The 23,896-nt window shown below is 71.3% G+C and carries 25 protein-coding genes, 2 pseudogenes and 1 riboswitch; of the genes and pseudogenes, 15 read left to right on the top strand and 12 right to left on the bottom strand.

The genetic code is table 11. The features are described 5' to 3' along the window. Window positions 1–35: 35 nt before the first annotated feature. Both ACFWBB_RS33950 and ACFWBB_RS33955 read right to left on the bottom strand, forming a co-directional pair. Window positions 36–2,465 (bottom strand): trypsin-like peptidase domain-containing protein, encoded by a 2,430-nt coding sequence (locus tag ACFWBB_RS33950; RefSeq protein ID WP_385280317.1) that lies wholly within the window; start codon window positions 2,463–2,465, stop codon window positions 36–38. Continuing rightward, entirely contained in the window at window positions 2,462–3,106 is a 645-nt protein-coding gene (locus tag ACFWBB_RS33955; RefSeq protein WP_385280320.1) for a CU044_2847 family protein, read from the bottom strand. Before ACFWBB_RS33955 ends, ACFWBB_RS33950 begins: the two co-directional genes overlap by 4 nt. Window positions 3,107–3,343: 237 nt before the next feature. On the opposite strand from ACFWBB_RS33955, the gene ACFWBB_RS33960 reads away from it, so the two are divergent. The 3 genes from ACFWBB_RS33960 (at window position 3,344) to ACFWBB_RS33970 (ending at window position 5,901) form a co-directional block, all read left to right on the top strand. Further along, on the top strand, window positions 3,344–3,523 hold the full coding sequence (locus ACFWBB_RS33960) for a DUF6104 family protein (protein ID WP_385280322.1): 180 nt from the start codon (window positions 3,344–3,346) through the stop codon (window positions 3,521–3,523). 214 nt (window positions 3,524–3,737) lie between these two features. Next, the gene (locus ACFWBB_RS33965) at window positions 3,738–4,730 is read left to right on the top strand and encodes a DUF4097 domain-containing protein (protein WP_385280325.1); all 993 of its coding nucleotides are present in this window, start codon (window positions 3,738–3,740) and stop codon (window positions 4,728–4,730) included. Between the two features lies 1 nt (window position 4,731). Continuing rightward, window positions 4,732–5,901: a helix-turn-helix transcriptional regulator gene (locus tag ACFWBB_RS33970; RefSeq protein ID WP_385280328.1), complete on the top strand. Its 1,170-nt coding sequence runs from the start codon at window positions 4,732–4,734 to the stop codon at window positions 5,899–5,901. Between the two features lie 28 nt (window positions 5,902–5,929). Here ACFWBB_RS33970 and ACFWBB_RS33975 read toward each other — a convergent pair whose 3' ends face one another. The 4 genes from ACFWBB_RS33975 to ACFWBB_RS33990 all read right to left on the bottom strand — a co-directional run bounded on the left by ACFWBB_RS33975 (window position 5,930) and on the right by ACFWBB_RS33990 (window position 9,613). After that, window positions 5,930–6,532: a Clp protease N-terminal domain-containing protein gene (locus tag ACFWBB_RS33975; RefSeq protein ID WP_385280330.1), complete on the bottom strand. Its 603-nt coding sequence runs from the start codon at window positions 6,530–6,532 to the stop codon at window positions 5,930–5,932. After that, a complete protein-coding gene (locus ACFWBB_RS33980) occupies window positions 6,532–6,741 on the bottom strand; it encodes a helix-turn-helix domain-containing protein (RefSeq protein ID WP_016437953.1) in 210 nt (69 codons plus the stop codon). The genes ACFWBB_RS33975 and ACFWBB_RS33980 overlap by 1 nt, the downstream gene beginning before the upstream one ends. Before the next feature lie 188 nt (window positions 6,742–6,929). After that, a complete protein-coding gene (locus ACFWBB_RS33985) occupies window positions 6,930–7,895 on the bottom strand; it encodes a zinc-binding dehydrogenase (RefSeq protein ID WP_385280333.1) in 966 nt (321 codons plus the stop codon). Window positions 7,896–8,383: 488 nt separating this feature from the next. Then, window positions 8,384–9,613, bottom strand: coding sequence for an NADP-dependent malic enzyme (locus ACFWBB_RS33990; RefSeq protein ID WP_385280335.1), 1,230 nt, complete (start codon window positions 9,611–9,613; stop codon window positions 8,384–8,386). A gap of 639 nt (window positions 9,614–10,252) precedes the next feature. Here ACFWBB_RS33990 and ACFWBB_RS33995 point away from each other — a divergent pair. From ACFWBB_RS33995 to ACFWBB_RS34005, 3 genes are read left to right on the top strand one after another with little or no spacing between them, the layout of a single operon-like run. Next, window positions 10,253–11,215, top strand: a complete 963-nt coding sequence (locus ACFWBB_RS33995) for an ABC transporter substrate-binding protein (protein WP_385280336.1) — start codon at window positions 10,253–10,255, stop codon at window positions 11,213–11,215. Between the two features lie 39 nt (window positions 11,216–11,254). After that, entirely contained in the window at window positions 11,255–12,226 is a 972-nt protein-coding gene (locus tag ACFWBB_RS34000; RefSeq protein ID WP_385280339.1) for an amino acid ABC transporter permease, read from the top strand. Then, on the top strand, window positions 12,223–12,984 hold the full coding sequence (locus ACFWBB_RS34005) for an amino acid ABC transporter ATP-binding protein (protein ID WP_385280341.1): 762 nt from the start codon (window positions 12,223–12,225) through the stop codon (window positions 12,982–12,984). Before ACFWBB_RS34000 ends, ACFWBB_RS34005 begins: the two co-directional genes overlap by 4 nt. A gap of 175 nt (window positions 12,985–13,159) precedes the next feature. On the opposite strand, the gene ACFWBB_RS34010 is transcribed toward ACFWBB_RS34005, so the two are convergent. Beyond that, window positions 13,160–13,987 (bottom strand): class I SAM-dependent methyltransferase, encoded by an 828-nt coding sequence (locus ACFWBB_RS34010; RefSeq protein WP_385280343.1) that lies wholly within the window; start codon window positions 13,985–13,987, stop codon window positions 13,160–13,162. 100 nt (window positions 13,988–14,087) lie between these two features. Between ACFWBB_RS34010 and ACFWBB_RS34015 the strand changes: the two genes are divergently transcribed. Beyond that, window positions 14,088–14,717, top strand: coding sequence for a CGNR zinc finger domain-containing protein (locus tag ACFWBB_RS34015; RefSeq protein ID WP_385280346.1), 630 nt, complete (start codon window positions 14,088–14,090; stop codon window positions 14,715–14,717). Here ACFWBB_RS34015 and sodX read toward each other — a convergent pair. Next, a complete protein-coding gene (gene sodX, locus ACFWBB_RS34020; protein WP_385280392.1) occupies window positions 14,621–15,055 on the bottom strand; it encodes a nickel-type superoxide dismutase maturation protease in 435 nt (144 codons plus the stop codon). The genes ACFWBB_RS34015 and sodX overlap by 97 nt on opposite strands. A 145-nt stretch (window positions 15,056–15,200) precedes the next feature. Here sodX and sodN point away from each other — a divergent pair, with 145 nt between their 5' ends. The 4 genes from sodN (at window position 15,201) to ACFWBB_RS34040 (ending at window position 17,392) form a co-directional block, all read left to right on the top strand. After that, window positions 15,201–15,596: a superoxide dismutase, Ni gene (sodN, locus tag ACFWBB_RS34025; protein ID WP_020130742.1), complete on the top strand. Its 396-nt coding sequence runs from the start codon at window positions 15,201–15,203 to the stop codon at window positions 15,594–15,596. 185 nt (window positions 15,597–15,781) lie between these two features. Then, window positions 15,782–16,183, top strand: a complete 402-nt coding sequence (locus tag ACFWBB_RS34030) for a helix-turn-helix transcriptional regulator (RefSeq protein WP_385280350.1) — start codon at window positions 15,782–15,784, stop codon at window positions 16,181–16,183. A gap of 10 nt (window positions 16,184–16,193) precedes the next feature. Next, window positions 16,194–16,604, top strand: a complete 411-nt coding sequence (locus tag ACFWBB_RS34035; protein WP_385280352.1) for a VOC family protein — start codon at window positions 16,194–16,196, stop codon at window positions 16,602–16,604. Further along, the gene (locus ACFWBB_RS34040; protein WP_385280355.1) at window positions 16,604–17,392 is read left to right on the top strand and encodes a VOC family protein; all 789 of its coding nucleotides are present in this window, start codon (window positions 16,604–16,606) and stop codon (window positions 17,390–17,392) included. The genes ACFWBB_RS34035 and ACFWBB_RS34040 overlap by 1 nt, the downstream gene beginning before the upstream one ends. Window positions 17,393–17,554: 162 nt before the next feature. On the opposite strand, the gene ACFWBB_RS34045 is transcribed toward ACFWBB_RS34040, so the two are convergent. Next, window positions 17,555–18,136, bottom strand: a complete 582-nt coding sequence (locus ACFWBB_RS34045) for a histidine phosphatase family protein (RefSeq protein ID WP_385280358.1) — start codon at window positions 18,134–18,136, stop codon at window positions 17,555–17,557. 153 nt (window positions 18,137–18,289) lie between these two features. After that, window positions 18,290–18,379: riboswitch (cobalamin riboswitch) on the top strand. Between the two features lie 60 nt (window positions 18,380–18,439). On the opposite strand from ACFWBB_RS34045, the gene ACFWBB_RS34050 reads away from it, so the two are divergent. Both ACFWBB_RS34050 and ACFWBB_RS34055 read left to right on the top strand, forming a co-directional pair. After that, window positions 18,440–18,661: a CbtB-domain containing protein gene (locus ACFWBB_RS34050; protein ID WP_385280361.1), complete on the top strand. Its 222-nt coding sequence runs from the start codon at window positions 18,440–18,442 to the stop codon at window positions 18,659–18,661. A 16-nt stretch (window positions 18,662–18,677) separates the two neighbouring features. Further along, complete coding sequence (locus ACFWBB_RS34055; RefSeq protein ID WP_385280364.1) at window positions 18,678–19,448, top strand: CbtA family protein; 771 nt, start codon at window positions 18,678–18,680, stop codon at window positions 19,446–19,448. Window positions 19,449–19,707: 259 nt separating this feature from the next. On the opposite strand, the pseudogene ACFWBB_RS34060 reads toward ACFWBB_RS34055, so the two are convergent. Next, window positions 19,708–19,909, bottom strand: a pseudogene (locus tag ACFWBB_RS34060) (dihydrofolate reductase); the annotation flags it as partial. Between ACFWBB_RS34060 and ACFWBB_RS34065 the strand changes: the two are divergent. Beyond that, window positions 19,908–20,051 (top strand): annotated as a pseudogene (locus ACFWBB_RS34065) (TetR/AcrR family transcriptional regulator); the annotation flags it as partial. The pseudogenes ACFWBB_RS34060 and ACFWBB_RS34065 sit on opposite strands and share 2 nt — an antisense overlap. Before the next feature lie 202 nt (window positions 20,052–20,253). Here ACFWBB_RS34065 and ACFWBB_RS34070 read toward each other — a convergent pair. Beyond that, window positions 20,254–21,312 carry a family 2 encapsulin nanocompartment cargo protein polyprenyl transferase gene (locus ACFWBB_RS34070; RefSeq protein ID WP_385280395.1) on the bottom strand — a complete coding sequence of 353 codons (1,059 nt, stop codon included), beginning with the start codon at window positions 21,310–21,312 and terminating at the stop codon, window positions 20,254–20,256. A 50-nt stretch (window positions 21,313–21,362) separates the two neighbouring features. Next, window positions 21,363–22,769, bottom strand: coding sequence for a family 2B encapsulin nanocompartment shell protein (locus ACFWBB_RS34075; RefSeq protein ID WP_385280367.1), 1,407 nt, complete (start codon window positions 22,767–22,769; stop codon window positions 21,363–21,365). 174 nt (window positions 22,770–22,943) lie between these two features. Here ACFWBB_RS34075 and ACFWBB_RS34080 point away from each other — a divergent pair, with 174 nt between their 5' ends. Beyond that, window positions 22,944–23,828: a 1-aminocyclopropane-1-carboxylate deaminase/D-cysteine desulfhydrase gene (locus ACFWBB_RS34080; protein WP_385280369.1), complete on the top strand. Its 885-nt coding sequence runs from the start codon at window positions 22,944–22,946 to the stop codon at window positions 23,826–23,828. Window positions 23,829–23,896 lie beyond the last annotated feature (68 nt).

Genomic DNA, 23,896 nt, shown 5'->3' on the forward strand with positions numbered 1-23,896 from the left:
GGTAAGAGGCCTACAGGCCCCGCGGGCGGGTGGGTTCAAGGGGCCTCCAGCAGGTCACCGGTTCCGGGGAGGGGCTGGTGGGGGTCGTCGTACAACAGGGCCACACCGTCGGCCCAGAACGACTCCGTACGGCCAGCGCGCAGCCGCATCCGGAGATCGTGCACCGCCTCCGGCAGGTACCGCGCGCTGGGTGGGTCGGCGATCCCGTCGATCATGCCGCGGTGGAACTCCCCGCAGACGGCGTCGGCCCGGCCGCGCCGTCGGCGCCACAGGGCCACGCCGTAGCCGCCGAGCACGATCCGGGCGAGCGCCTCCGCGTCGTCCTCGCAGCGGAGGTCGCCGTGACGGCAGAGCACCGGGACGGTGCCGTGCGACAGGGCCCGCAGCTGCTCCACGGTCGGTACCGGTTTGCCGAACCCCTCGTCGCAGTCCAGGACTTCGGCCCTGGCCCGGTGCGCGTGCAGCCAGCGCCAGCGGGCCCGACGCTCCCCGTCCACGTCGTCCAGGTCGTCCACGTCGTCCAGGTCGTCCACGTCGTCCAGGTCGTCCAGGTCGTCCAGGTCGTCCATTTCGCCCACGTCGTCGTGCGGGTCGTCGTCCGGGTCGTACTCGTCATCGTGGTCGTCCACGGCGTAAGCGTCGGCCGCTTCAGCCCCGTCGGCCCCGTCGGCCCCTTCAGCCTGGCGGTTCCGCCTTCCCCCGCCCGCACCGTCGTCGGGGCCGAAGCGGTCCCCGGCGTACGCGTCATACGCGCCGTACGCCTCGTCGGGCAGCCGGTCACGGTCGGCGCAGCGCACGACGACCGGACGCAGGGCGCCCAACGGCTCCTCGTCGGGAGGGAGTCGCCAGTCGTCGACCTCCAGGCCGAGCAGCGCGTGGGGCAGCGCCACCTGAAGGAGCGCGGGCCTGCCCGGCTCGTCGCAGTGGCGGAAGGCCTCCCCGAGCGGGCCGGCGAGGTGCGCGGGCAGATCGGCCAGCGGCGTGCGCTCGGCCTCGTGCAGGCGGACCACGTCCCCGCCGGGCGCGGCCACCGAGACCGACCAGTCGCAGCGGTCCGGCTCCCAGCCGCGCAGCACCAGTTCGAGCAGGGCGGAGGGACGCGCCGCACTGCCGACGGCACCGGTACGCGCGCGTGCGTGGGGTCCGCCGCGCCGGCGCGGCCTGCGCCTACCGGGACCGTCCGTCGGGTGGGCGCCGCCGGAGACCGTGTCGGGGGCGTCGAGCTCCGCCTCGTCCCGTCGGCGCAGCCGCTCGATCCGCTGCGCGGCGAGACCGTTCCGGTAGCGGGCGCTCAGCCGCTGCGCGGCCTGCCACACCCAGACCCAGAGAGCCTTCTCGGCGTCCGGGGTGCTGGGTACGACGAACGGACGCGGAGCGGACATCGCCCGCATCGCGTAGTCGAGGACGAGCTCCAGCGCCCCGTCGTCACTCGCGCTCTCGTAGAGCGCTCCGAGGCCGTCGCGCCAGCCGCGCGGCGCGGGCAGCGGGCTGAGGGTCTGGAAGTCCGGCAGGGAGTCGAGGATGTCCAGCAGTCCGCGGGTGCTCTCGGGCGGCGGGAGCTCGGCCAGTCGGCCCAGCAGCTGGATCCGCTCGTCCGGGCTGAGGGTGCGGCCCGGGCGCGCGCCCAGCCGGCCCTGTACGTCGGTCCAGGTCTGGCGCCGGGACGCCGGGTGGCGCTGCCGGTCGCGGTGGTAGCGGTCGTGACCGTGGAAGACCGCCTGGTAGAGGTCGCTGTGCTCGGCCGGCACCGCCTCCGCGGGGACCCGCAGGGTACGCAGCTGCTCGATCCCGGTCGACGTGCCGCCGGGCCGGTGGTCCGAGCGCGCCTTCAGCACCCCGATCACCTCGCCGCGCACGGGGTCGATCACCGGGCCGCCCGAGACGCCGTACGGCAGGTCGTTGTCGCCGAGCCGCATCTGCACGTCCGACGACCAGCCGCCGATGGTGCCCTGCACCGTGAGCGTGCCGTCCAGGATCTGTAAGCGGCCCTCGTTCTCCGTCCATCCGGCGTACAGCACCCGTCCCTCGCCGTAGTACGCCGCCGGGCGCTCGGAGACATACACGCACTCGTGGTCGTCGACGGGTTCGGTGAGCTGGATCAGGGCGAGGTCCGGGGCGGGCCAGTTGCCGGCGGGCAGTGCCCGCTCCGCGCGGTCGGACCGGTCGGACCGGTCCGGCAGCGTCGCCACCACCCGGCCGGGGGCGGTGGACGTGCCTCGCCCCGGTGCCGTCTCGTACACCACCGCGACCTCGCCCCCCTCCCCGCCGCAGGCCACATGTGCGCAGGTCAGAACCCAGTTCGGGGCGACGAAGAAGCCGCTCCCGAGGAACGTACCGGGCTCCTCCAGGGCATACCCGACGACCGGGCGATGAATGCGCACGGTCGCCGCCACGACGAGTCCACGCAGCGCACGACGGGCCGCATCGAAGGCGTTCGATGCGCCCGGGGCGTGCCCGCCCGTCATGCCACGCCCCCGCCCGCGCTGCCGTCGGCGCCCCCGTGCATCGACGCGCCGGGGGACGCGCCCGCGCGCCGGACCCCGTCCTCGTCGGACGATGAGCCGCCACGCGCGCGGGAGGCCGGCGGGGCAGCGGGAGCGGGAGCCGGCCGGCCCGGCGACGACGATCCACCACGCGCGTGTGCGTCGGGCCCAGATGCAGGGCCGCCACGCGCGCGTGGGTCCGTCGCGGGAGGCGGGGGCGCGTCAGGGGGCGCATGAGGGGGTGTGTCTGTGTCGGGGGGTGTGTCGAGGTCCGGCGGTCCGCCGTTCCAGGTGAGGGTGACCGTGATGCCGGCCTTGGCCTCTCCGTCGGCGAGCAGGCCCACGACCTTCCCGGCCTTGGCGGTCAGCTCGATGCCGAACTCGACGCTCACCTCGTCGGGCCGCACCGCGCGCAGCGGTTCCGCCAGCGACCGCGCGACCCCTGTGACGAGCGCGTGCAGGCTCTCCACGCTCGCCTCCACCCGCTCGGCGAACCCGGTGTCGCTGTAGGACAGCCGCCCGGACGGCGCGGACAGTTCCCCCGCCCCCGAGATGCGGGCCCAGACGGGCGTTCCGTCCGGCAGCGCGATGCGCGCAACCCGCGTCACGTCGTCACCACTCATGGCACTCCCCCGTTCTCCCCGGTCCCCCCGGACCGGCTCACTGCGGTGCGCGTTCCGGCCGCGGCGTTCCGGCCGTGCGAGTGTCCCGGCGGCCCGTGGGACGCCGTCCCCCTGCGCCTATCCTTTTCCTGTCCCCTCCCCACAGGAGAGCGGATCTCTTCCTCCCCTCGCAGGAACAAGGGTCCTTCCCCCGAGGGGGGACCCCTATCCCTGCGACAGACCCACGGAGCACGATCCATGTACTTCACCGATCGCGGAATCGAGGAACTCGAGAAGCGGCGCGGCGCGGAGGAGGTCACCTTCGAGTGGCTCGCCGAGCAGCTGCGGACGTTCGTCGACCTGAACCCGGACTTCGAGGTGCCGGTGGAGCGGCTGGCGACATGGCTGGCGCGGCTGGACGACGAGGACGAAGAGTAGGCGAACCGTAGGCAGCAAACCGTAGGCAATCAGGAGCCGGCCGCTTGCGGCGGTTCGCGTGGAGGGGCGCCCCGTGGGCGCCCCTTTCGCGTGCGCGGAGGTGAGCGCGAGCACCGGAACGGGTGTCTTGACTTTCCCCGTCCGCGATATATCGTGTTTGACGGGAGACGCGATATGGCGTGTCCTGCCCGCCGTCGTGGAGGAGGTCCGCGCCATGTCCGAATGGTCCGTCGCCGAGCCGAGGAAGCTCTCTTTCGACGATCCCGTGAGCGAACTGCACGTGCGCATCGTCGACGGCACGGTGAACGTCGTGGGCACGGACGAGGGCTCCGCCCGTCTGGAGGTCTCGCAGATCGAGGGACCTCCCCTGGTGGTGAGCCATCGCGACGGAATCCTGACGGTGGCGTACGAGGACCTGCCCTGGAAGGGCTTCCTCAAGTGGCTCGACCGCAAGGGGTGGCGGCGCAGTGCCGTGGTCTCGCTGGCGGTGCCCGCCGGCACCCGCGTCGAGGTGGGCGTGGTGAGCGCGGGAGCGGTGGTCTCCGGCATCGACGGCCACGCGGAGGTGAAGGGGGTCAACGGGGACACGACCCTGGTGGGGCTCGCCGGCCCTGTGCGCGCGAGCACCGTCTCCGGGAACGTGGAGGCCCAGGCCCTCACCGGCGACCTGCGCTTCAACTCCGTGTCCGGCGACCTGACCGTGGTCGAGGCGGGCTCCTCCGTGAAGGCCGACTCCGTGAGCGGGTCGATGATCGTCGACCTCGACCCGGCGAGCCGCCCCACGACCATCGACCTGACCTGCGTCTCGGGCGACATCGCCATCCGGCTCCCCCATCCGGCGGACGCGCGGGTGGAGGCGAACACCGCGAGCGGCTCGGTCTCCAACGCCTTCGAGGACCTCCGGGTCAGCGGCCAGTGGGGCGCCAAGCGCATCACCGGCCGGCTCGGCACGGGCAGCGGCACCCTGAAGGCGACGACGGTCTCCGGCTCGATCGCCCTGCTGCGAAGGCCCCCGACGGACGACACCTGGGACGTCACGGGGGACGACGGGCGGGACGGCACGACGGACAGCGCATGGGCCGACAGTGACGACAGGCGCGAGACGAAGGCGCCGACCGACTCGGGGGACAATGCCGATTCCGGTCCGGGCGGCGAGAGTTCCTCCGGCGACCCGGCCGACAGCACGACCGACAAGAAGGTGCTCTGACATGCCTCCCGTCTTCGCCCACGGCCGTCTCCGCCTCTACCTGCTGAAGCTGCTGGACGAGGCCCCGCGCCACGGCTACGAGGTCATCCGCCTCCTCGAAGAACGCTTCCAGGGGCTCTACGCGCCGTCGGCTGGCACGGTCTACCCCCGGCTGGCCAAGCTGGAAGCCGAGGGCCTGGTCACCCACACCACCGAGGGCGGCCGCAAGGTGTACGCCATCACCGACGCGGGCCGGGCCGAACTGGCGGACCGCAGCGGAGAACTGGTCGATCTGGAACTGGAGATCGGCGAGTCGGTCGCCGAACTGGCCGCCGAGATCCGGGCCGACGTACGCGGCGCCGCGGGCGACCTGCGGCGCGAGATGCGGGCGGCGGCCACCGAGGCCCGCCAGGGCGCGGGGCGGGTATCCGCGAAGCACAGCGCGCCCGGCGAGCACGTCGAGCACGGGGAGCACGGAGAACAAGGGGAGTACGGGGAGTACGGCGACAAGGAGTCGTGGCACGCCGCCAAGGAGGAGATGCGCCGCGTCAAGCAGGAGTGGAAGGAACAGGCGCGCCGGGCCAAGGACGAGAGCCGCCGCGCCCGCGACGAGGCGCAGCGGGCCCGCCGCCAGGCCAAGGAGGCACAGGAGCGGGCCCGCAACCAGGCCCAGGAAGAGGTGCAGCGCATCGCACGCCGGGTCCAGGAACAGGTCCAGGACCACTTCGCCCGGGGCGACTGGCCGACCGGCGTCCGGGAGGGTTTGACGGAACTCGCCAAGGAGTTCGGGGAGTTCGGCAAGGACTTCGGAAGGGAGTACGGCAAGGACTTCGGCTTCGGCCGCACCGGCACAACGGGACCGGCGACGACCGCGGGTTCCGAACACCCACGCACCCCGGACCACTCCGACACACCGGACTCCTCCCGCACCCCGGACCGCTCCTCCCACACGCCGGACTACTCCGGCACCCCCGAGGACTTCCCCGCCGAGTACGAACCGGTCTGGGCCCACGAGGACACCGGCGGCGACCCGACCCGCGACCTGGACCGCCTCCTCGACCGCTTCCGGGACGACATCCGCGACGCGGCCCGCGACCACGGCGTCACGGCGGACCAACTCCGCGAGGCGCGCCGTCACCTGTCCACGGCGGCGGCTCACATCGGAGTGATACTGCGAGCCCCCAAGGCCTGACGCTCCGGATCGACGGGGTCGGGTGGCCTCAGCCGGCCTTGGCCTCGGCCCCTGCCCCGGGCTCACCTCCCCGGCCCTGGTCGCCGTACAGCACCCGGGTCAGGGACGCGTGCGTGACGCCGTGGTCGGCGAGGATCTCCGACGGGACGCCACGGCGGGTCGTCAGGGCGAGCAGCAGGTGCTCGTCGCCGATGTGGCGTTCGCCGTGGGCGACGGCGACACGCAGGGTGCCCGTGAGCAGATCCTTGGCACCGCGGCTGAACGGCCGCCGCCCGGACCGTCCGCCGAGGAGGCCGCCCCGGCCGGCTGCGGCCAGCGCTCCTTCGCCGTGCGTCTCCTCGACCCTGGACACGATCTCCGACAGGTCGATGCCCAGCCCGGACAGGGCGTCCGCGTCGGCCCGGGAGAGTCCGCCACGGCGGCGCGTCTCGTCCAGGTCCCGCACCAGCCCCGCCCGCCCACCGGGCGGCAGACCGAGCGAGGCCAGCGCGAACGAACCGCGGCTGCCCTCGCGGTCGAGCAGGGACAGCAGTACATGCGTCTCCTCGACCCGTGTCGCACCCTCCCGCTCGGCGTACCCCACCGCGCCCTCGACCACCACACGGGCGTCCTTCGTGAACCGCTCGAACATCAATGCCTCCCGTACTTCTTGTGCACGGCCTGCCTGCTGACTCCGAGCTCCGCGGCGATCTCCTGCCACGACCAGCCCTGGTTGCGCGCACTGCGCACCTGCACCGCCTCCAACTGCTCCAGCAGTCGGCGAAGTGCGGCGACGGCGCGCAGTCCGACCCGTGGATCGCGGTCACCGGCGCGCTCGGCGAGATCCGTTGCTTCGGTCATGATGTCAACTTACGTTGACAAGCGGATTACGTCAACCACAGTTGACAAGAACGCCAAGAGAAAGGCGGGCCCGGAAACCCGGACCCGCCCGAAAACACAACAGCGCAGCCCCCGACTCGGCCGACGACGCAACCGCCGGCTCAGCCCACGACGGAACCGCCGACGCAACCGCTGACTCGGCCGACGACTCAGCTGTTGGTGAGCACGATCTTGCCGAACTGGTCGCCGGACGCGAGCCGTTCGAAGCCCTCGCGGGCCCGGTCGAGCGGCAGCACCTCGTCGATGACGGGGCGGACACCGGTGGCGGCACAGAAGGAGAGCAGGTCCTCCAGTTCGTCCTTGGTACCCATGGTGGAACCGACGACCTTCAGTTCCAGGAAGAAGATCCGGGTCAGCTCGGCGTGCGAGGGCCGGTCACCGCTGGTGGCACCGGAGATGACGAGCGTGCCGCCGGGCCGCAGGGACTTCACCGAGTGCGACCAGGTGGCCGCGCCGACGGTCTCGATGACGGCGTCCACCCGCTGCGGCAGCCGCGCACCGGGCTCCACCGCCTCGACGGCGCCGAGTTCCAGGGCCCGCTTCCGCTTGGCCTCGTCCCTGCTGGTGGCGAAGACCCGCAGCCCGGCCGCCTTGCCCAGCACGATGGCCGCCGTGGCGACACCACCGCCGGCGCCCTGCACGAGGACGGAGTCACCGGGCCGTACCCCGGCGTTGGTGAAGAGCATGCGGTACGCCGTCAGCCAGGCCGTGGGCAGGCAGGCGGCCTCCTCGAAGGAGAGCTCCCTGGGCTTGGGCAGGATGTTCCAGGTCGGCACGGCGACCTGCTCGGCGAAGGTGCCCTGGTACCGCTCGGTGAGGATGGAACGAGGCTCGTCGGGCCCGACCCCGTGCCCGGTCTGACCGATGACGGAGTGCAGGACGACCTCGTTGCCGTCCTCGTCGACCCCGGCGGCGTCGCAGCCGAGGATCATCGGCAGCCGGCCCTCCGGGAGACCGACGCCCCGAAGCGACCAGAGATCGTGATGGTTGAGGGAGGCTGCCCTGACATGGACGGTGCTCCAGCCGGGCCGGGCCTCGGGGGTCGGGCGCTCCCCCAACTCCAGGCCGGAAAGCGGCTGGTCGCGGTCGATTCGGGCGGCATAGACGGCGAACATGAATCCGACCCTAGGGTCCGAGCCCGGCAAGCGAAACCGGACGGCACTGTGACACATACCCTCTTGCACATTCCGCCCCACCCGACGGCCCCGCTCAGACACCGGCCAGGACACTCCAGTCCGCCCGCCCGCGCCGACCGGCGCACCAGTCAGCCGGTTCCAGCCCGCACGACGGCACCAATCGAGCACCGGCCAGACGATCCAACCCACCCGACCGCACCAATCGAGCACCGTTCAGGTAATTCAGCCCGTCCGGCGTTCGAGGACGAGGCCCGTTCAGGTAATTCAGCCCGTCCGACCGCGCCAATCGAGCACCGGCCAGGTAATTCAGCCCGTCCGGCGTTTGAGGACGAGGCCCGTTCAGGGCCGAAGCGGGGGTCCGGGGGCGGCAGCCCCCGTGGGCGGCGCCTCGTCATCACCCGAACGGGCGGGTGGGTGGGTAAAAAAAGATGGCCCCGCCACAACAGGCGGGACCATCCACTCACGCGTCAGCGACGAGCAACCCCTTCGGCACGAGCAGCCGCCGCAACCGCCGCGGTCACCGCAGGAGCAACCCTCTCGTCGAACGGCGACGGAATCACGTAATCCGCCGCGAGATCCTCACCGACGACCCCCGCCAGCGCCTCGGCCGCCGCGATCTTCATGCCCTCGGTGATCCGGGACGCCCGCACCTGCAGCGCACCCGCGAAGATCCCGGGGAACGCCAGCACGTTGTTGATCTGGTTCGGGAAGTCCGACCGCCCGGTGGCGACGACGGCCGCGTACTTGTGGGCGACGTCCGGGTGCACCTCGGGCGTGGGGTTGGCCATCGCGAAGACGAACGCGCCCTTCGCCATCGAGGCCACCGCCTCCTCCGGGACCGTCCCGCCGGAGACACCGATGAAGACGTCGGCTCCGGCCAGCGCGTTCTCCAGCGACCCGGTCAGCCCGGCCTTGTTGGTGAACCCGGCCACCTCCCGCTTGACGTCGGTCAGGTCCCCGCGGTCCGCCGAGACGATGCCCTTGCGGTCGGTGACAGCCACGTCCCCGATGCCGGCCTCCACCAGCATCTTGGCGATGGCGACACCGGCCGCGCCGGCGCCCGAGATGACGGCCCGCAGCTCACCGATGCCCCGCCCGCTGAGCCGCGCGGCGTTGCGCAGTGCCGCCAGCGTCACGATCGCCGTGCCGTGCTGGTCGTCGTGGAAGACCGGGATGTCGAGCGCGTCCTGGAGCCTGCGCTCGATCTCGAAGCACCGCGGCGCCGAGATGTCCTCGAGGTTCACTCCGCCGAACGAGGGCGCGAGGCGCACCACCGTCTCGATGATCTCGTCCACGTCCGTGCAGGCGAGCGCGATCGGAACCGCGTCCACCCCGCCGAACTGCTTGAACAGGATCGCCTTGCCTTCCATGACCGGAAGGGAGGCCTCGGGGCCGATGTCCCCGAGCCCGAGGACGGCCGTGCCGTCGGTCACGACGGCGACGACGGACGACTTCCAGGTGTAGTCGTTCACCAGGTCCGGCTGTTCCGCGATCGCGGTGCAAACGCGCGCGACGCCGGGGGTGTAAGCGAGGGACAGGTCGTCCTTGTCGCGAATCGGGACGGTGGCCTGCACGGCCATCTTTCCGCCGCGGTGCAGCGCGAACACCGGGTCGAACGAGTCGAGGGGCTCCGCACCGCCCTCCTGGCCCGTCTGGTCGGCGCTCTCGCTGCGAGGATTGACGATCTCCGCTGCCACTGTGTTGTACCCCTTAGGTCTGCATGGTTTGAGGGTGGCCACTCCTGATTGAGAAGTGGGCGGGCATCGCGCTGGCCCCAGAGGTGATGCGTACGGGCGCCTGCGCGTCGGGCGCGCCGCACACGCGCCCTGAGCCCCGGATGAGGGGTGTAAAAATCCTTCTTACCGGACGGAGACCACAGCCGACGAGTCCATTCCGTGCAAGGTCACACGCCTCACGCTGTGGACCTTGAACAGACGCCACCCTGAGTGACATGACTCATGCGCGAGGGCTCCGTCCGGTTCCCGGAAACCCTTGACATGGACTCAGGCCGACACGGTCGACGACCGCGGCGCACTCCGGGCGACCACATCAAGAGATCAAACCGAAGATCTTTCGGCCGGAACGGGGGATTCCCGCAGATGGTCCGGCTCCGTCCGGCCGTGATGTACCGGACTGATGGGGTTCGGGGGTCGCCCGTTATCCGATTTTGACATGACTGGCCCCCTGAATGGCGCAGTCCGAATGGCAAGATGCCGTAATCACACGGGGTCGCGACACCCGAAGGTGTGTGTTCTCGTCGACCCATCGACATGTGCCGACCCGTCGGCACGTGCCGACCCATCGGCATCTCCATCCATCCGCCGGAGGAATCCACCATGACCGCAAGCTCCACCCGACGCACGACCGCCGCGCGCACCCGCCTGGCAGCGGTCGGATCCCTCGCGGTCGCGGGCGCCTTGCTGCTCACCGCCTGCGGCGACCAGACCGACAGCGGCGGCAGCTCCTCCGAGTCGTCGAGCGGCGCCGACAAGGCTCCCCTCTTCTCGAAGCTTCCGGCCGACATCCAGAAGGCGGGTGTCATCAAGGTCGGCACCAACGCCGAGTACGCGCCGATGGAGTCCGTCGAGGGCGGCAAGATCGTGGGCGTCGACCCCGACATCGCCACCGCGCTCGGCAAGGAGCTCGGCGTCGACTTCCAGTTCACCTCGGGCGGCTTCGACACCCTGATCACCGCGGTCAACACCGGCCGCTACGACGTCGCCATGTCGTCGATCACGGACACCAAGCAGCGCCAGGAGGGCCTGGACGACAGCGGCAAGAAGCTCGGCACGGGCGTCGACTTCGTCGACTACTTCACCGCCGGCACGGCCATCTACGTCCAGAAGGGCAACCCCAAGGGCGTCAAGACCATCGACGACCTCTGTGGTCAGACGGTCGCGGTGCAGCGGGGCACCACTTACGAAGAGGCCCTCCAGGCGCAGTCCAAGACGTGCACGGGCGCCGGCAAGAAGGCCCTCAAGATCGAGTCCTTCGAGAACGACACCGAGGCCCAGACCCGCGTGAAGTCCGGCGGCGCCGTGGCCGGCGTCAACGACTACCCGGTGGCCGTGGACATGGCCCGCAAGGCGGGCAACGGCAACACCTTCGAGGTTCTCGACAAGCAGTACGAGGCCGCTCCGTTCGGCATCGTCGTGAACAAGAAGAACACGCAGCTGCGCGACGCCCTCAAGGAGGCCGTCGACGCGATCATCAAGGACGGCTCGTACCAGAAGGTGCTGGAGAAGTGGGGCGCCGAGAGCGGCGCGATCAAGGCCTCCGCGGTCAACGGCGGCAAGTGATCCACCCGCACCTTTTGCAGTCTTCGAAGGGCAGTCCCCATGACTGACAAGCTCGACAAGTCCTCCGCGGGCGGCGCACCGCCCGAGGACACCCCGCCGGTCGCCGAGGAGTCGGCGTTCTCCGGCCCGCCGGAGGCCATCAAGGCGATCCCGGTGCGCCACTACGGCCGCTGGATCAGCGCCGTGATCGTCATCGCGCTCCTGGCGCTGCTGGTCAACGCCTTCGCGAACGGCGACATCCAGTGGAACACGGTCGGCGACCAGCTGTTCAACTCGACGGTCATCGCGGGCGCCGGGCGCACGCTGCTGATCAGCGTCCTGTCCATGGTGCTGGGCGTGGTCCTCGGCGTGCTGCTGGCCGTGATGCGCCTGTCGAAGAACCCGGTGACCAGCACGGTCGCCTGGCTGTACATCTGGTTCTTCCGCGGCACCCCGGTGTACGTGCAGCTGCTGATGTGGTTCAACCTGGCGCTGATCTTCCCCGTCCTGAACCTCGGTCCGATCTACAAGGACGAGATGACGGACGTCATGACGCCGTTCATGTGCGCCCTGCTCGGACTCGGTCTGAACGAGGCCGCGTACATGGCCGAGATCTGCCGGGCCGGCCTGCTGGCCGTGGACGAGGGGCAGACGGAGGCGTCCCACGCGCTCGGCATGAGCCACGCCAAGACGCTGCGCCGGATCGTCATCCCGCAGGCGATGCGGGTGATCGTGCCGCCGACCGGCAACGAGTTCATCAACATGCTGAAGACCTCGTCGCTGGTGTACGTGGTGACGTACAACGAACTGCTCCGCTCGACCTCGGTGATCGGCTCCTCGTCGTTCGCCGTGATGGAGCTGCTGTTCGTCGCCTCCATCTGGTACCTGGTCATGACCAGCGTCTTCAGCGTCTTCCAGTACTACCTGGAGCGCTACTACGCCCGCGGTTCGAGCCGCAGCCTCCCGCCCACGGTCTTCCAGAAGATCCGGACGAACCTGCTCTCGATCGGCCGCGAAAGGAGTGCGTCATGACCGCGATGGTGAAGGCCGAGGGCGTGCACAAGTCCTTCGGCGCGGTCGAGGTCCTGAAGGGCATCGACCTGGAGGTCAAGAACGGCGAGGTGTTCTGCCTCATCGGCCCCTCCGGCTCCGGCAAGAGCACGTTCCTCAGGTGCATCAACCACCTTGAGAAGATCAACGCCGGACGGCTGTACGTCGACGGTGAGCTGGTCGGCTACCGCCAGAAGGGCGACAAGCTGTACGAGCTCAAGGACAGCGAGGTCGCGCTGAAGCGCCGGGACATCGGCATGGTGTTCCAGCGGTTCAACCTGTTCCCGCACATGACGGCGCTGGAGAACATTGTCGAGGCCCCGGTCCAGGTCAAGGGTGCGAGCCGGGCCCAGGCCAGGGAGCGCGCGGCCCAGCTCCTGGACCGCGTCGGCCTCGCCGACAAGGCGCGGAGCTACCCCTCGCAGCTCTCCGGCGGTCAGCAGCAGCGGGTCGCCATCGCCCGGGCCCTGGCCATGGACCCGAAGCTGATGCTGTTCGACGAGCCGACCTCGGCCCTCGACCCGGAGCTGGTCGGTGACGTCCTGGACGTCATGCGCGACCTGGCCGAGTCCGGCATGACGATGATCGTCGTCACCCACGAGATGGGCTTCGCCCGCGAGGTCGGCGACAGCCTGGTCTTCATGGACGGCGGTGTGGTCGTCGAGTCCGGCAACCCGCGCGACGTCCTGACCGACCCGCAGCACGAACGGACGCAGGCGTTCCTGTCCAAGGTGCTGTAGCGCGTACGACGGCGAAGGGGCGGTACGGATCTCCCGTACCGCCCCTTCGCCGTACCGCTTCTCGCCGTACCGCACCTTCCCGTACCGCTTCTCGCCGTACCGCCCGCTTCTCTCGCCGTACCGCCCGCCCCTTCGCCCGGCCACCGCTCCCGGGGACGCTCGCGTCAGCTCCGGCTCACTTCAGCGCCAGCACCAACGTGTCCGACGGCGAGCACCACACCGCCCTGGCCTCGCCGAAGCCCTGCTCCAGCAGTACGCGCGCGTGCCAGGCGGCGGAGGGCATGTCGCCGTCGGCGTGCTCGCCGTAGATCTCGAAACGGCGGGCGGTCGGCCCGGCGAGGACGGGGTCCTCGGCGGCGAGCTGCCACCACTCGGCCCAGTCGAGGACCCCGCCGGCGGCGCCGGCCCTGGCCTGATCCATGCGGGTGTGGCGCTGCGCCCGCTCCGCCGCGTTGATCCGGGGCGTCGTCTCGTCGATCATGTGGTCCGCGTTCATGAAGACACCACCGTCGCGCACGAGTTCCGCGACCCGACCGTAGAGGGCCGCGAGGGGTTCGCTGTGCAGCCAGTGCAGGGCCGTGGCGGTCAGGACGGCGTCGTACGTGTCGTACGGCAGCAGGGCAGGCCAGTCCGGGTCCTTGAGGTCGGCCGTCACGAAGGTGACGCGGTCGTCGCCCGCGAAGGTGCCCTCGGCGATGGTGAGGAGGGCCGGGTCGAGATCGACGCCCGTGCTGGTGGCGCCGGGGAGACGGGCGAGCAGCCGGGCGGTGACGGTCCCGGTCCCGCAGGCGAGGTCGAGGACGCGCGGGGCGGGCCCGGCCAGCGCCTCGACCATGTCGAGCATCACCCGGAACCGCTCCTCACGGTCGGGCATGTACCACTCCTGCTGCCGGTCCCAGCTCCGCTGCCAGGCCGCCCAGTCGGTACCGGCCGTGACACCGGTCGCTGTACCGGCCGTGGCACCAGGCGTGGCACCGGTCGTGGTCGTCTGCGCGTCCGTCATCGCAACCCTCCGTCGCGTTCGTCGCGTAATACCCTGGAAGCACGAACGGCCGTTACCCCGCCCGCACCCCGACCATAGAGCGCCCCCGTAAGGACTACAAGTGGAACTGGCCTATTACTCGGACTACGCCGTGCGCCTCGTCAACAGCGAGGAGCCGGCCCGGGGCAAGGACGCGCTGACCTCGGTCGAGGCCGTACGCGCCCTCTTCGGCGGCAACCAGTCGGCGGCCCGTCGGACCACCGAGGCGGACGTCACCCGGTTCCGCTCGGTCCGGGCCCGGTTGCGCGCCGTCTTCGAGGCGGCCGACGGCGGCGACGAGACCCTCGCCGTGGACCTGCTGAACTCGCTCCTGCTGGAGTTCCCGGTGAGCCCCCAGATCTCCGGCCACGACTTCCGGGACGACGACGGCCGCCCGCTGTGGCACATGCACCTGGCAGACCACCCGTCGAACGCGACGGCCGGCTACGCGGCCATCGCGGCCATGGGCCTGGCGTTCCACCTCACCGAGTACGGCGTCGACCGTCTGGGCCTGTGCGAGGCCGGCCCCTGCCGCAACGCCTACCTCGACACCTCGACCAACCGCTCCCGGCGCTACTGCTCCGACCGCTGCGCCACCCGCGCCAACGTGGCCGCCTACCGCGCGCGCAAGCGCCTGGAGGCGGACCGGACGGCCGGCACGGGCCTGGCCGCCGAGAGTGCCCAGCGCACCACCGCCAGCGGCGAGCGCTGATCCGGCTTCAGCGGGCGGTAGCGCAGCCGCACCTTGCCCAGGATCAGCTCGTCGGGCACCGTCCCGTAGTCGGTGCTGTCGCCGCCGGCGTAGGTGTTGTCCCCGCGGACCCACCACCCGCCCTCACGGCGCTCCGCGGCCCGTTTGACGACGAGCAGGTCCTGCTGGAAGGGATGCCGCAGCACGATGACGTCACCGGGCCGGACCCGCGCGCCGTACTGCACCACCAGCCGGTCCCCGTGGTAGAGCGTGGGCACCATGGACGGGCCGGTCACCTCGGCCAGTCCGAAGAGCGCGGCCGACTTCGCGCGCTCGGTCTCGTGCGACAGCTCCGGCATCGCCGGCACCTCCCCGGTCCGTTCCTCCACCAGTCCCAGTCTGACCCCGGACTTTTGTCCTAAGCCCATGGGGGCACCCGCGAAAAGGCTTCCCTCAGGGAGTAATGTCCCACCTGAGAAGACGATCACGAGGAAGGAACGCTCCATGCTTTCCCGCCTGTTTGCCCCCAAGGTCAAGGTCAGCGCTCACTGCGACCTGCCCTGCGGTGTGTACGACCCGGCCCAGGCCCGCATCGAGGCGGAGTCGGTGAAGGCCGTCCAGGAAAAGATGGCCGCCAACGACGACCCGCACTTCCAGGCGCGCGCCACCGTCATCAAGGAGCAGCGTGCCGAGCTCGCGAAGCACCACGTCTCCGTGCTGTGGAGCGACTACTTCAAGCCGCCGCACTTCGAGAAGTACCCCCAGCTGCACCAGCTGGTCAACGACACCCTGAAGGCCCTGTCGGCCGCCAAGGCCTCGACGGACCCGAAGACCGGCGAGAAGGCCCTGGAGCTCATCGCCGAGATCGACAAGATCTTCTGGGAGACCAAGAAGGCCTGATCTTCGATCATGCCGCTTGACCTGCGATTCCTTGAGTCGCCTGGTCGATCTGCCCGCACCCGGCCCGCAGGCCGCCGACCACGGCGTCCCTGACGGTCCGGGTGCGGTCTCCTTCCCCCGACGGTTCCTCATCCCCCGCACGGTTCTTCATCCCCCGCACGCCGTCCTCGTGCCATGCTGGGCCCGTGACCCTCGAGGACCTGGTGCGGCTGCGGCAGGCGCGCGACCGGATGGACCGTGAGTACGCCGAGCCGCTCGACGTCTCCGCGCTCGCGCGCACCGCGCTGATGTCCCCGGGCCACTTCCAGCGCAGCTTCCGCGAGGCCTACGGCGAGACGCCCTACGGCTACCTGATGACCCGCAGGGTCGAGCGCGCCAAGACCCTCCTGCGCCGCGGGGACCTCACCGTGACGGAGGTCTGCATGGCGGTCGGCTGCACCTCGCTCGGCTCGTTCAGCTCCCGTTTCACCGAGCTCGTCGGCGAGACCCCGAGTGCCTACCGGGCACGGTCGCACGAGGCCGGCGCGGTGATCCCGGCGTGCGTGGCCCGGACGTACACCCGCCCGCGGCGCGGCCGACGCGCCTAGGCTGGACCCCATGGACCTCAAACTCCACCAGTGTTTCGTCGCCGTCGACGACCACGACAAGGCCCTGCACTTCTACGTCGAGGTGCTGGGTCTCGAAGTCCGCAACGACGTCTCCTTCGAGGGGATGCGATGGGTGACCGTCGGGTCGCCGCTCCAGCCCGACGTGAACATCGTGCTGGAGCCGCCGGGCGCGAACCCGGACTTCTCCCCCGCCGACCGGGAGGCGATGGCGCGGCTGCTCGCCAAGGGTGTGCTGCGCGGGGTCATCTTCACCACCGCCGACTGCGACGCGCTGCACGCGCGTGTGCAGGAGGCCGGCGTCGAGGTGCTCCAGGAACCGACGGACCAGCCGTACGGAGTGCGCGACTGCGCCTTCCGGGACCCGGCCGGGAACATGCTGCGGTTCATGGAGCGGCCCTGATGAGCCGACCGGTCCGTTGGTCCTACGTCTTCGCCGACCGGCCCGCCCCGCACTTCGAGCGGGCGTGCGACTTCTGGACCGCCGTCACGGGGACGGCCCCGTCCGAACCCAGGGGTGAGAAGGGGGAGTTCGTCACCCTGCTGCCGCCGGGGAGCGCCGGCGCCGACCCCTGCGTGAAGGCCCAGGCGGTCACGGAGGGCGACGGCGGTGCGCATCTCGACCTCGCCGTCCAGGACGTGCCCGGTTTCGTCGCGACGGCACTGGAATCGGGAGCGGAGACGGCCGCCGCCCACGACGGCTGGGCCGTACTGCGCTCCCCCGCCGGGCAGTTGTTCTGCGTGGTGCCGTGGCACGGTGAGTCCGTGCGGCCGCCCGTGGTGGCCGGCGCCCGTCTGGACCAGATCTGCGTGGACGTCCCACCGTCGGCGTTCGCGACCGAAGTCGCCTTCTGGAGCGCCCTGTTGCCCGACTGGTCGTCCCGGCCCGGCTCCCGTCCCGAGTTTCACGTCATCGAGCAGCCGCCGGGGCTGCCGGTCCGCATCCTGCTCCAGCGGATCGAAGCGGAACGCGCCGTCCGCGCCCACCTCGACCTGGCCTGCGGCCCGGACATCGACGCCGTACGCGCCCGGCACGAGGAGCTCGGCGCGCTCGTCGTGGCCCGGCATCCCCACTGGACGGTGATGCGCGACCCGACCGGCGGCCTGTACTGCCTCACCGGCCGCGACGCGAAGACAGGCGGCCTCCCGCAACCCGTCCCCCAGCCCTCCCCACCGACCGCTGACAACTGACCACCGCCCTTTGCCTGGCCGCCGGCCGCCACCCCCGCCCAGCAACCGCATACCGGATGCGGCATGCCGGACGAGTCTCTCCGTGTGCGCCGGGGACCGTCACGCAGCGCGCGGAGTGGCGGATTGACGGATTGACGGATTGACGGGGATCTTCCCCTCCGGCTACGGAGCGTCTCCCAGCGGCGTCCCCACCTGGAGGTTCCACCGGCCCGCCCGGCCGCTCAGGTCCACGGCGGTCAGCGGGCGTACGTCCAGGCGCCAGAAGGCCGGTTCCGGCAGGCCCAGCGCGCGGACCAACAGGGCTCGTACGACGTCGGGTTCCACCACGGCGATCACTCGCCCCGGAGCGCGGGCGGTGTCCTCCAGCCATGCCCCGGCCCGGTCGCACAGCCCCCGCACCGTTTCCCCGCCGTGCGGGGCGAGCGCCGGATCCGCAAGCCAGGACGCCACGGCGTCCGGCTCGGCGGCCGTCACCTCGGCGAGGCTGCGCCCGCGCCAGCGCCCCACGTCGAGTGCGGCGAGCGCGGGCGCCTCGGGCGCGGACAGGCCCAGCGCCTCGGCGGTCCGACGGCAGCGCGTGGAGGGGGAGGCCGCCGCGCGGTCCGCGCCGGGCAGCCCCGCCGCGGCGGACCGCGCCCGGCGCACCCCGGCGGCGTCCAACTCGCCGCTGCCGTCGTCGAATCGCGCCTCGCGCAGGGCGGGCGAGAGCGCTGGTGAGATCAAGGTCACTCGGCTGTTCGGCAATCTCCACTCCCTCTCTTTCACGCGCCAACTCGGCTGCGAGGCAAGGCCGTTGGGAGGGCGTGAGTGGTCTTTGCGCATCTGCGCCGCCCCATGCGCCCTTGGCCGCGCAGCCGCCACGCGGTACGTTCTGCGCGACATTGACGACGGTACGGCGGAAGTCCGGTGGGAATCCGGCACGGTCGCGCCACTGTAAGCCGGCAGGAGCCATCCCCTCACGGGTGGTGAGCGTCGAGCAAGTCAGACCCGCACCCGTCGTCACGTGCACCACCGAGATGGGACGCGAACTCCCGAGGAGGTTCTGCCATGGCGCAGACCGTCGCCCAGCCGACCGCCGGCCCCACCGCCGTACCCGCCAAGCTGCCGATCGGGGCGATCGTCCCCTGGGCGGTCTTCTTCGGCATCCTGATGATGGTCCTGCTCTACTTCGTCGGCGCCGAACAGGGCGCCACCTCGGTGGTGTCCGGCGAGGACGTCCACGAGTGGGTCCACGACGCCCGCCACCTGCTCGGCTTCCCCTGCCACTGACGGGGAACCGGACACCGTGAATTCCGCAATCGTCAGGAATCTCCTCGTCCGCGGCATGCTCGCCGGCCTCGCCGCCGGACTGCTCGCCCTCGCCGTCGCCTACTTCGTGGGCGAACCGCGCGTCGATTCGGCGATCGCCTACGAGGACTCCCATTCCCACGCCCATGAGCACGGCGTGGAACTCGTCTCCCGCACGATGCAGTCCACCGGTGGCCTGGCCACCGGCGTTCTCGTCTACGGCGTCGCGTTCGGCGGCATCGCCGCCCTCGCCTACTGCTTCGCGCTCGGCAGGATCGGCCGCTTCGGCCCCCGGGCGAGCGCGCTGCTCCTGTCGGCCGCGGGTCTGCTCGCCGTCTATGTGGTGCCGTTCCTGAAGTACCCGGCCAACCCGCCCTCCGTCGGTGACCCCGACACCATCGGCAGGCGCACCACGCTGTACTTCCTGATGATGGTGCTCAGCGTGCTCCTGGCCGTCGCCACGGTCATCCTGGGCAAGCGGCTCGCGCCACGCCTGGGCACATGGAACGCGACGATCGCGGCGGGCGCGTTCTTCGTCCTCGCCGTCAGTCTCGCCTACGTGTTCCTGCCGGCTGTCAACGAGGTCCCGAAGGACTTCTCCGCCACGCTGCTCTGGCAGTTCCGCCTCGCGGCCCTCGCGATCCAGCTCACCCTGTGGACCGCTTTCGGGCTCGTCTTCGGGCTGCTGGCGGAGCGGGTGCTGTCACCCCGGGCGGCCACTGCCGGAAAGCGGGAAGCGGGCACGCAGGCGGCTCCCGTAGCCCACTGAGGTCAGGAGGCCGGGGCCGCGGGGGCCCCGGGTTCCCCTTCGGTCTCGGCGACGTGGTGGTGCGCGCCCGGTTCCACGTAGGCCTCGCACCGCGGGTTGTGACACGGGCCCGCCACCCAGCGCGGAACCCACGCCCCCAGCGTCTTGTAGCGCTGGACGACGGACTGTACAGGCTGCCCGCAGGAGGGACAGACGCGTTGTTCCCGGTCCATGCCCTACAGAGTAGGGCGGCCGGGCCGCGAGCGCTCCCCGCCGTACGTCACCGTTCCCTGTCGTACGTCCGTACGACCGCGCCGTTGCCGAACGAGCGCACCCCGCCGAACGTGAGGCGGGCGACGTCGAAGCCGGCTCCGAACATCGGCATGCCGGTGCCGTAGACGAATCGGGTACGTCTTGATCACGAGCTCGTCGATCTCGTCGGACAGCTCGCCCGTCAGCCGGGAGCCGCCGCACAGGTGAACCGTGGTCGTCCTGTACCGCGCGATGCTCGGGCTGATCCTGGAGCAGCACCTGACCCTGCCGGGCGTCCTGGACGGCGTCCTGCCGGGGGTGGGGGTGCCGGAGGGGCTGGTCGAGCGGATCGTGGCGACGGTGGTGCCGGCCGGGGGTGAGGAGCCCGCATGGGCCGCACGGCGGCGGGTTCCGCACACCCTGGGGATGTGCGGAACCCGTCGGGCCGGAGCCCCGTGACCGTGTGCAGTCAGGACCGCACGCCGCCGGGGATTCCGGGCCCCGGTCGGGCGCGGGGAGCCGCGCGCCCGGCCGGGAGCGGCCCGCGGTCCCCACCGGTTCCGTGGCGGAGGACTCAGTTGCTGCGACGGGTCACGAACTCCGCCAGACAGAGCAACCCGCCGGCCGACTCCGGGTCCGGGATCGCCCGGGCCAGTTCGTGCATCGCCCGCGACATACGGTCGGCCGCCTGTTCCTGCGCCCACTCACGGCCGCCGGCCCGTTCGACGGCCAGCATCGTGCGGTCCAGGTCGGCCGGTTCGTAGGGCCCCGCGTACAGCTCGGCCAGTTCGCCCGCCGCCGGGGTGCCGGAGGTCAGCGCGGCGACCACCGGCAGGGACTTCTTGCGGGCGGCGAGATCCGCACCGGCCGGCTTGCCGGTCTGCCGCGGGTCTCCCCATAGGCCGATGACGTCGTCGATGAGCTGGAAGGCGAGCCCGGCCTCCCGGCCGAACGCGTCCAGCGCGCCCACGTCCTCCTCACTCGCTCCCGCGTACAGCGCGCCCACCGCACAGGCGCAGCCGAGCAGCGCTCCCGTCTTGGCCTCGGCCATGACGAGCACCTCGTCGAGGGTGATGTCGGCGGGGCCGCGTTTCTCCATGGCCGTGTCCGCCTGCTGGCCGGCACAGAGTTCGACCACACAGGCCGCGACCCGGCCGACGGCCGCCGAGGACGCGGGATGCGGATCCGCGGCCAGCAGCCCCAGCGCGAGGGCCTGCAGGGCGTCCCCGGCGAGGATCGCGTCGGCGTCACCGAACACGGTCCAGGCGGTGGGGCGGTGCCGACGGGTGGTGTCCCGGTCCATCACGTCGTCGTGCAACAGCGTGAAGTTGTGGATCAGTTCGACCGCCGCGGCCGCCCGCAGGGCCCCCGCGCGGGCCGCCGGGCCACCGAGCGCGGTGGCCGCGGCGAGCACCAGGGCCGGGCGGATCGCCTTGCCCGCGTTGCCCGCCGCCGGGGTGCCGTCCACGTGCTCCCAGCCGAAGTGGTAGAGAGCGACCCGGCGCATCGAGCCGGGCAACGAGTCGATGGCCGCGCGCAGTTCGGGGTCGACCGACGCCCGGGAGCGCTCCAGGATGACCGCCGCCTCGTGCCCGTCGGCCGGTCCCGGACCGCTGTCGCCCTGGCTGCCGATGGACTCCCGCCTTCCGCGCGCCCCGCTCCGGTGCCGCCTGGTGGCGGAAGTCACCGCCAGCGGCCGATCTCGACGTTCTCCAGGACGCCCAGCGCGTCCGGCACGAGGACCGCGGCCGAGTAGTAGGCCGTGACCAGGTACTTGATGATGGCCTGTTCGTTGATGCCCATGAACCGCACGGACAGGCTCGGCTCGATCTCGTCCGGGATGCCCGACTGGCGCAGGCCGATGACACCCTGGTCCTGCTCACCCAGACGCAGCGCGATGATCGAGCTGGTACGGGCCGCGCTGACCGGGATCTTGTTGCACGGGTAGATCGGCACCCCGCGCCAGGTCGGGATCCGGTTGCCGCCGACGTCGATCGTCTCGGGGACGAGTCCGCGCTTGTTGAGCTCGCGGCCGATGGCGGAGATCGCGCGCGGGTGCGCGAGCAGCATCTTGGTGCCGCGCCGCCTGCTGAGCAGTTCGTCCAGGTCGTCCGGGCTGGGCACGCCGTCGTGCGGCTGGAGCCGCTGGTCGTACTCGCAGTTGTGCAGCAGCCCGAACTCGCGGTTGTTGACCAGCTCGTGCTCCTGACGCTCCTTGAGCGCCTCGACCGTCAGCCGCAGCTGCTGCTCGGTCTGGTTCATCGGCTGGTTGTAGAGGTCGGCCACGCGCGAGTGGATGCGCAGGACGGTCTGGGCGATGCTCAGTTCGTACTCACGCGGCCGGGCGTCGTAGTCCACGAACGTGTGGGGAATGTCCGGCTCGCCGGCATGGCCCGCGGCGAGGTCGACCTCCTTCTCGCCGTACTTGTTGGTGCGCTGTTCGGGGATCGCCCGCAGCTGCTGGATGTGCCCGCGCAGGGTGTCGGCGCGCTCCGCGACCTGCTCGACGTCCTGCCGGGCCAGGACCAGCACCGTGCAGGCCGTGTCGGCGCGGGCCGTGTACTCCCAGATGGCGTCCCCGTCGAGCAGCGCCTGGTCGCCGAAGTACGCGCCGTCGGCGAGGATGCCGAGGACCTGGTCGTCCCCGTAGGGACCGTTGCCGACCTTCTCGACACGGCCGTGCGCCAGCAGGTAGACCTCGTCGGCCTGACTGCCGAAGGAGGCGATCACCTCGCCCGGGCCGAACTCCCGCTGGCGGCAGCGCTGGGCGAGTTCCCCGAGCACCTCCTCGTCCTCGTAGGAGCGCAGCGCGGGCAGTTCGCCCAGCTCCGCCGGGATGACCTCGACCCGGTCGCCGGTCTTGACGAACGTGATGCGGCCGTCGCCCACCGCGTACGTCAGACGCCTGTTGACCCGGTACGTACCGCCCTGCACATCCACCCAGGGCAGATTCCGCAGCAGCCAGCGGGAGCTGATCTCCTGCATCTGCGGCGCGGACTTGGTCGTGGTGGCCAGGTTCCGCGCGGCCGCGGTGCCGAGACTCTGCTGCGGCTTGCCCGAATCCGTGCGGACCTCTTCGCCTACCGACATGAGAAATGCCCTCCCGATCCGTGCACCGGCGCCGAACTGCGCCGGTGCACTTCGTTCACGCGGCAAGCCTTCCATCACGGAGTGTGCTCGTGCTATTACCCGAAAGAGCGGGAATGGATCAACCGGGGGTTGGGAACAGGCACGTTTCACCGAACGGTGTTCGACAATGAGTGGGTGACCGACCTGCGCCCGAACCTGCCGTCTCCCCTCCGGGAAGTGTCCGACGACCGGTTCGGGCGGCACGGCGTGCGGCTGCTGCTGAAGCGGGACGACCTGATCCACCCCGAGCTGATCGGCAACAAGTGGCGCAAGCTCGCGCCCAACCTGGAGCGGGCGGCGGGGCGGACGCTCCTCACCTTCGGCGGCGCCTACTCCAACCACCTGCGGGCCACGGCCGCCGCCGGCCGGCTCCTCGGGCTGCCCACGGTGGGCGTGGTGCGCGGCGACGAACTGGCCGGCCGGCCGCTGAACCCCTCCCTGGCCCGGTGCGCGGCCGACGGCATGCGCCTGCGCTTCGTGGACCGCTCGACGTACCGCCGCAAGACCGAACCGGACGTACTCGGGACGCTCCTGGACGCGGTAGGCGCACCGGACGCGTACGTCGTCCCCGAGGGCGGCAGCAACGCGGCTGCGGTCCGCGGCTGCCGGGCGCTCGGCGAGGAGCTGCGGGGCCGCACCGACGTCGTCGCCCTCGCCTGCGGCACCGGCGGCACGCTCGCCGGCCTGGCCGCCGGGCTCGCCCCGGGCCAGCGGGCCCTGGGCATACCGGTCCTCAAGGGCGGGTTCCTGGCGGACGGGATACAGGCGCTCCAGGAGGAGGCCTTCGGTGGCCGGCGGGGCGAGTGGTGGCTCGACGAGCGCTTCCATTTCGGCGGGTACGCCCGCGTGCCCCCCGCCCTCGAGACCTTCGCGGCGGACTTCGAGCAACGCCACGGCGTGCCCGTGGAACGTCTCTATGTCGCCAAGTCGCTCTACGGCCTTGTCGTCCTCGCCGAGGAGGGCGCCTTCCCGCGTGGAACCACGGTGACGGGTGTGATCACAGGCCGCCCGTTCCCGTGAGGCCGGGGAGCACGGATGAAGGCGGGCCGTTGCCGGGCGTACACGCACGCGTGCCCGCGTACGGCAGG

Source organism: Streptomyces sp. NPDC060000 (assembly GCF_042737375.1).
Lineage (GTDB): Bacteria > Actinomycetota > Actinomycetes > Streptomycetales > Streptomycetaceae > Streptomyces.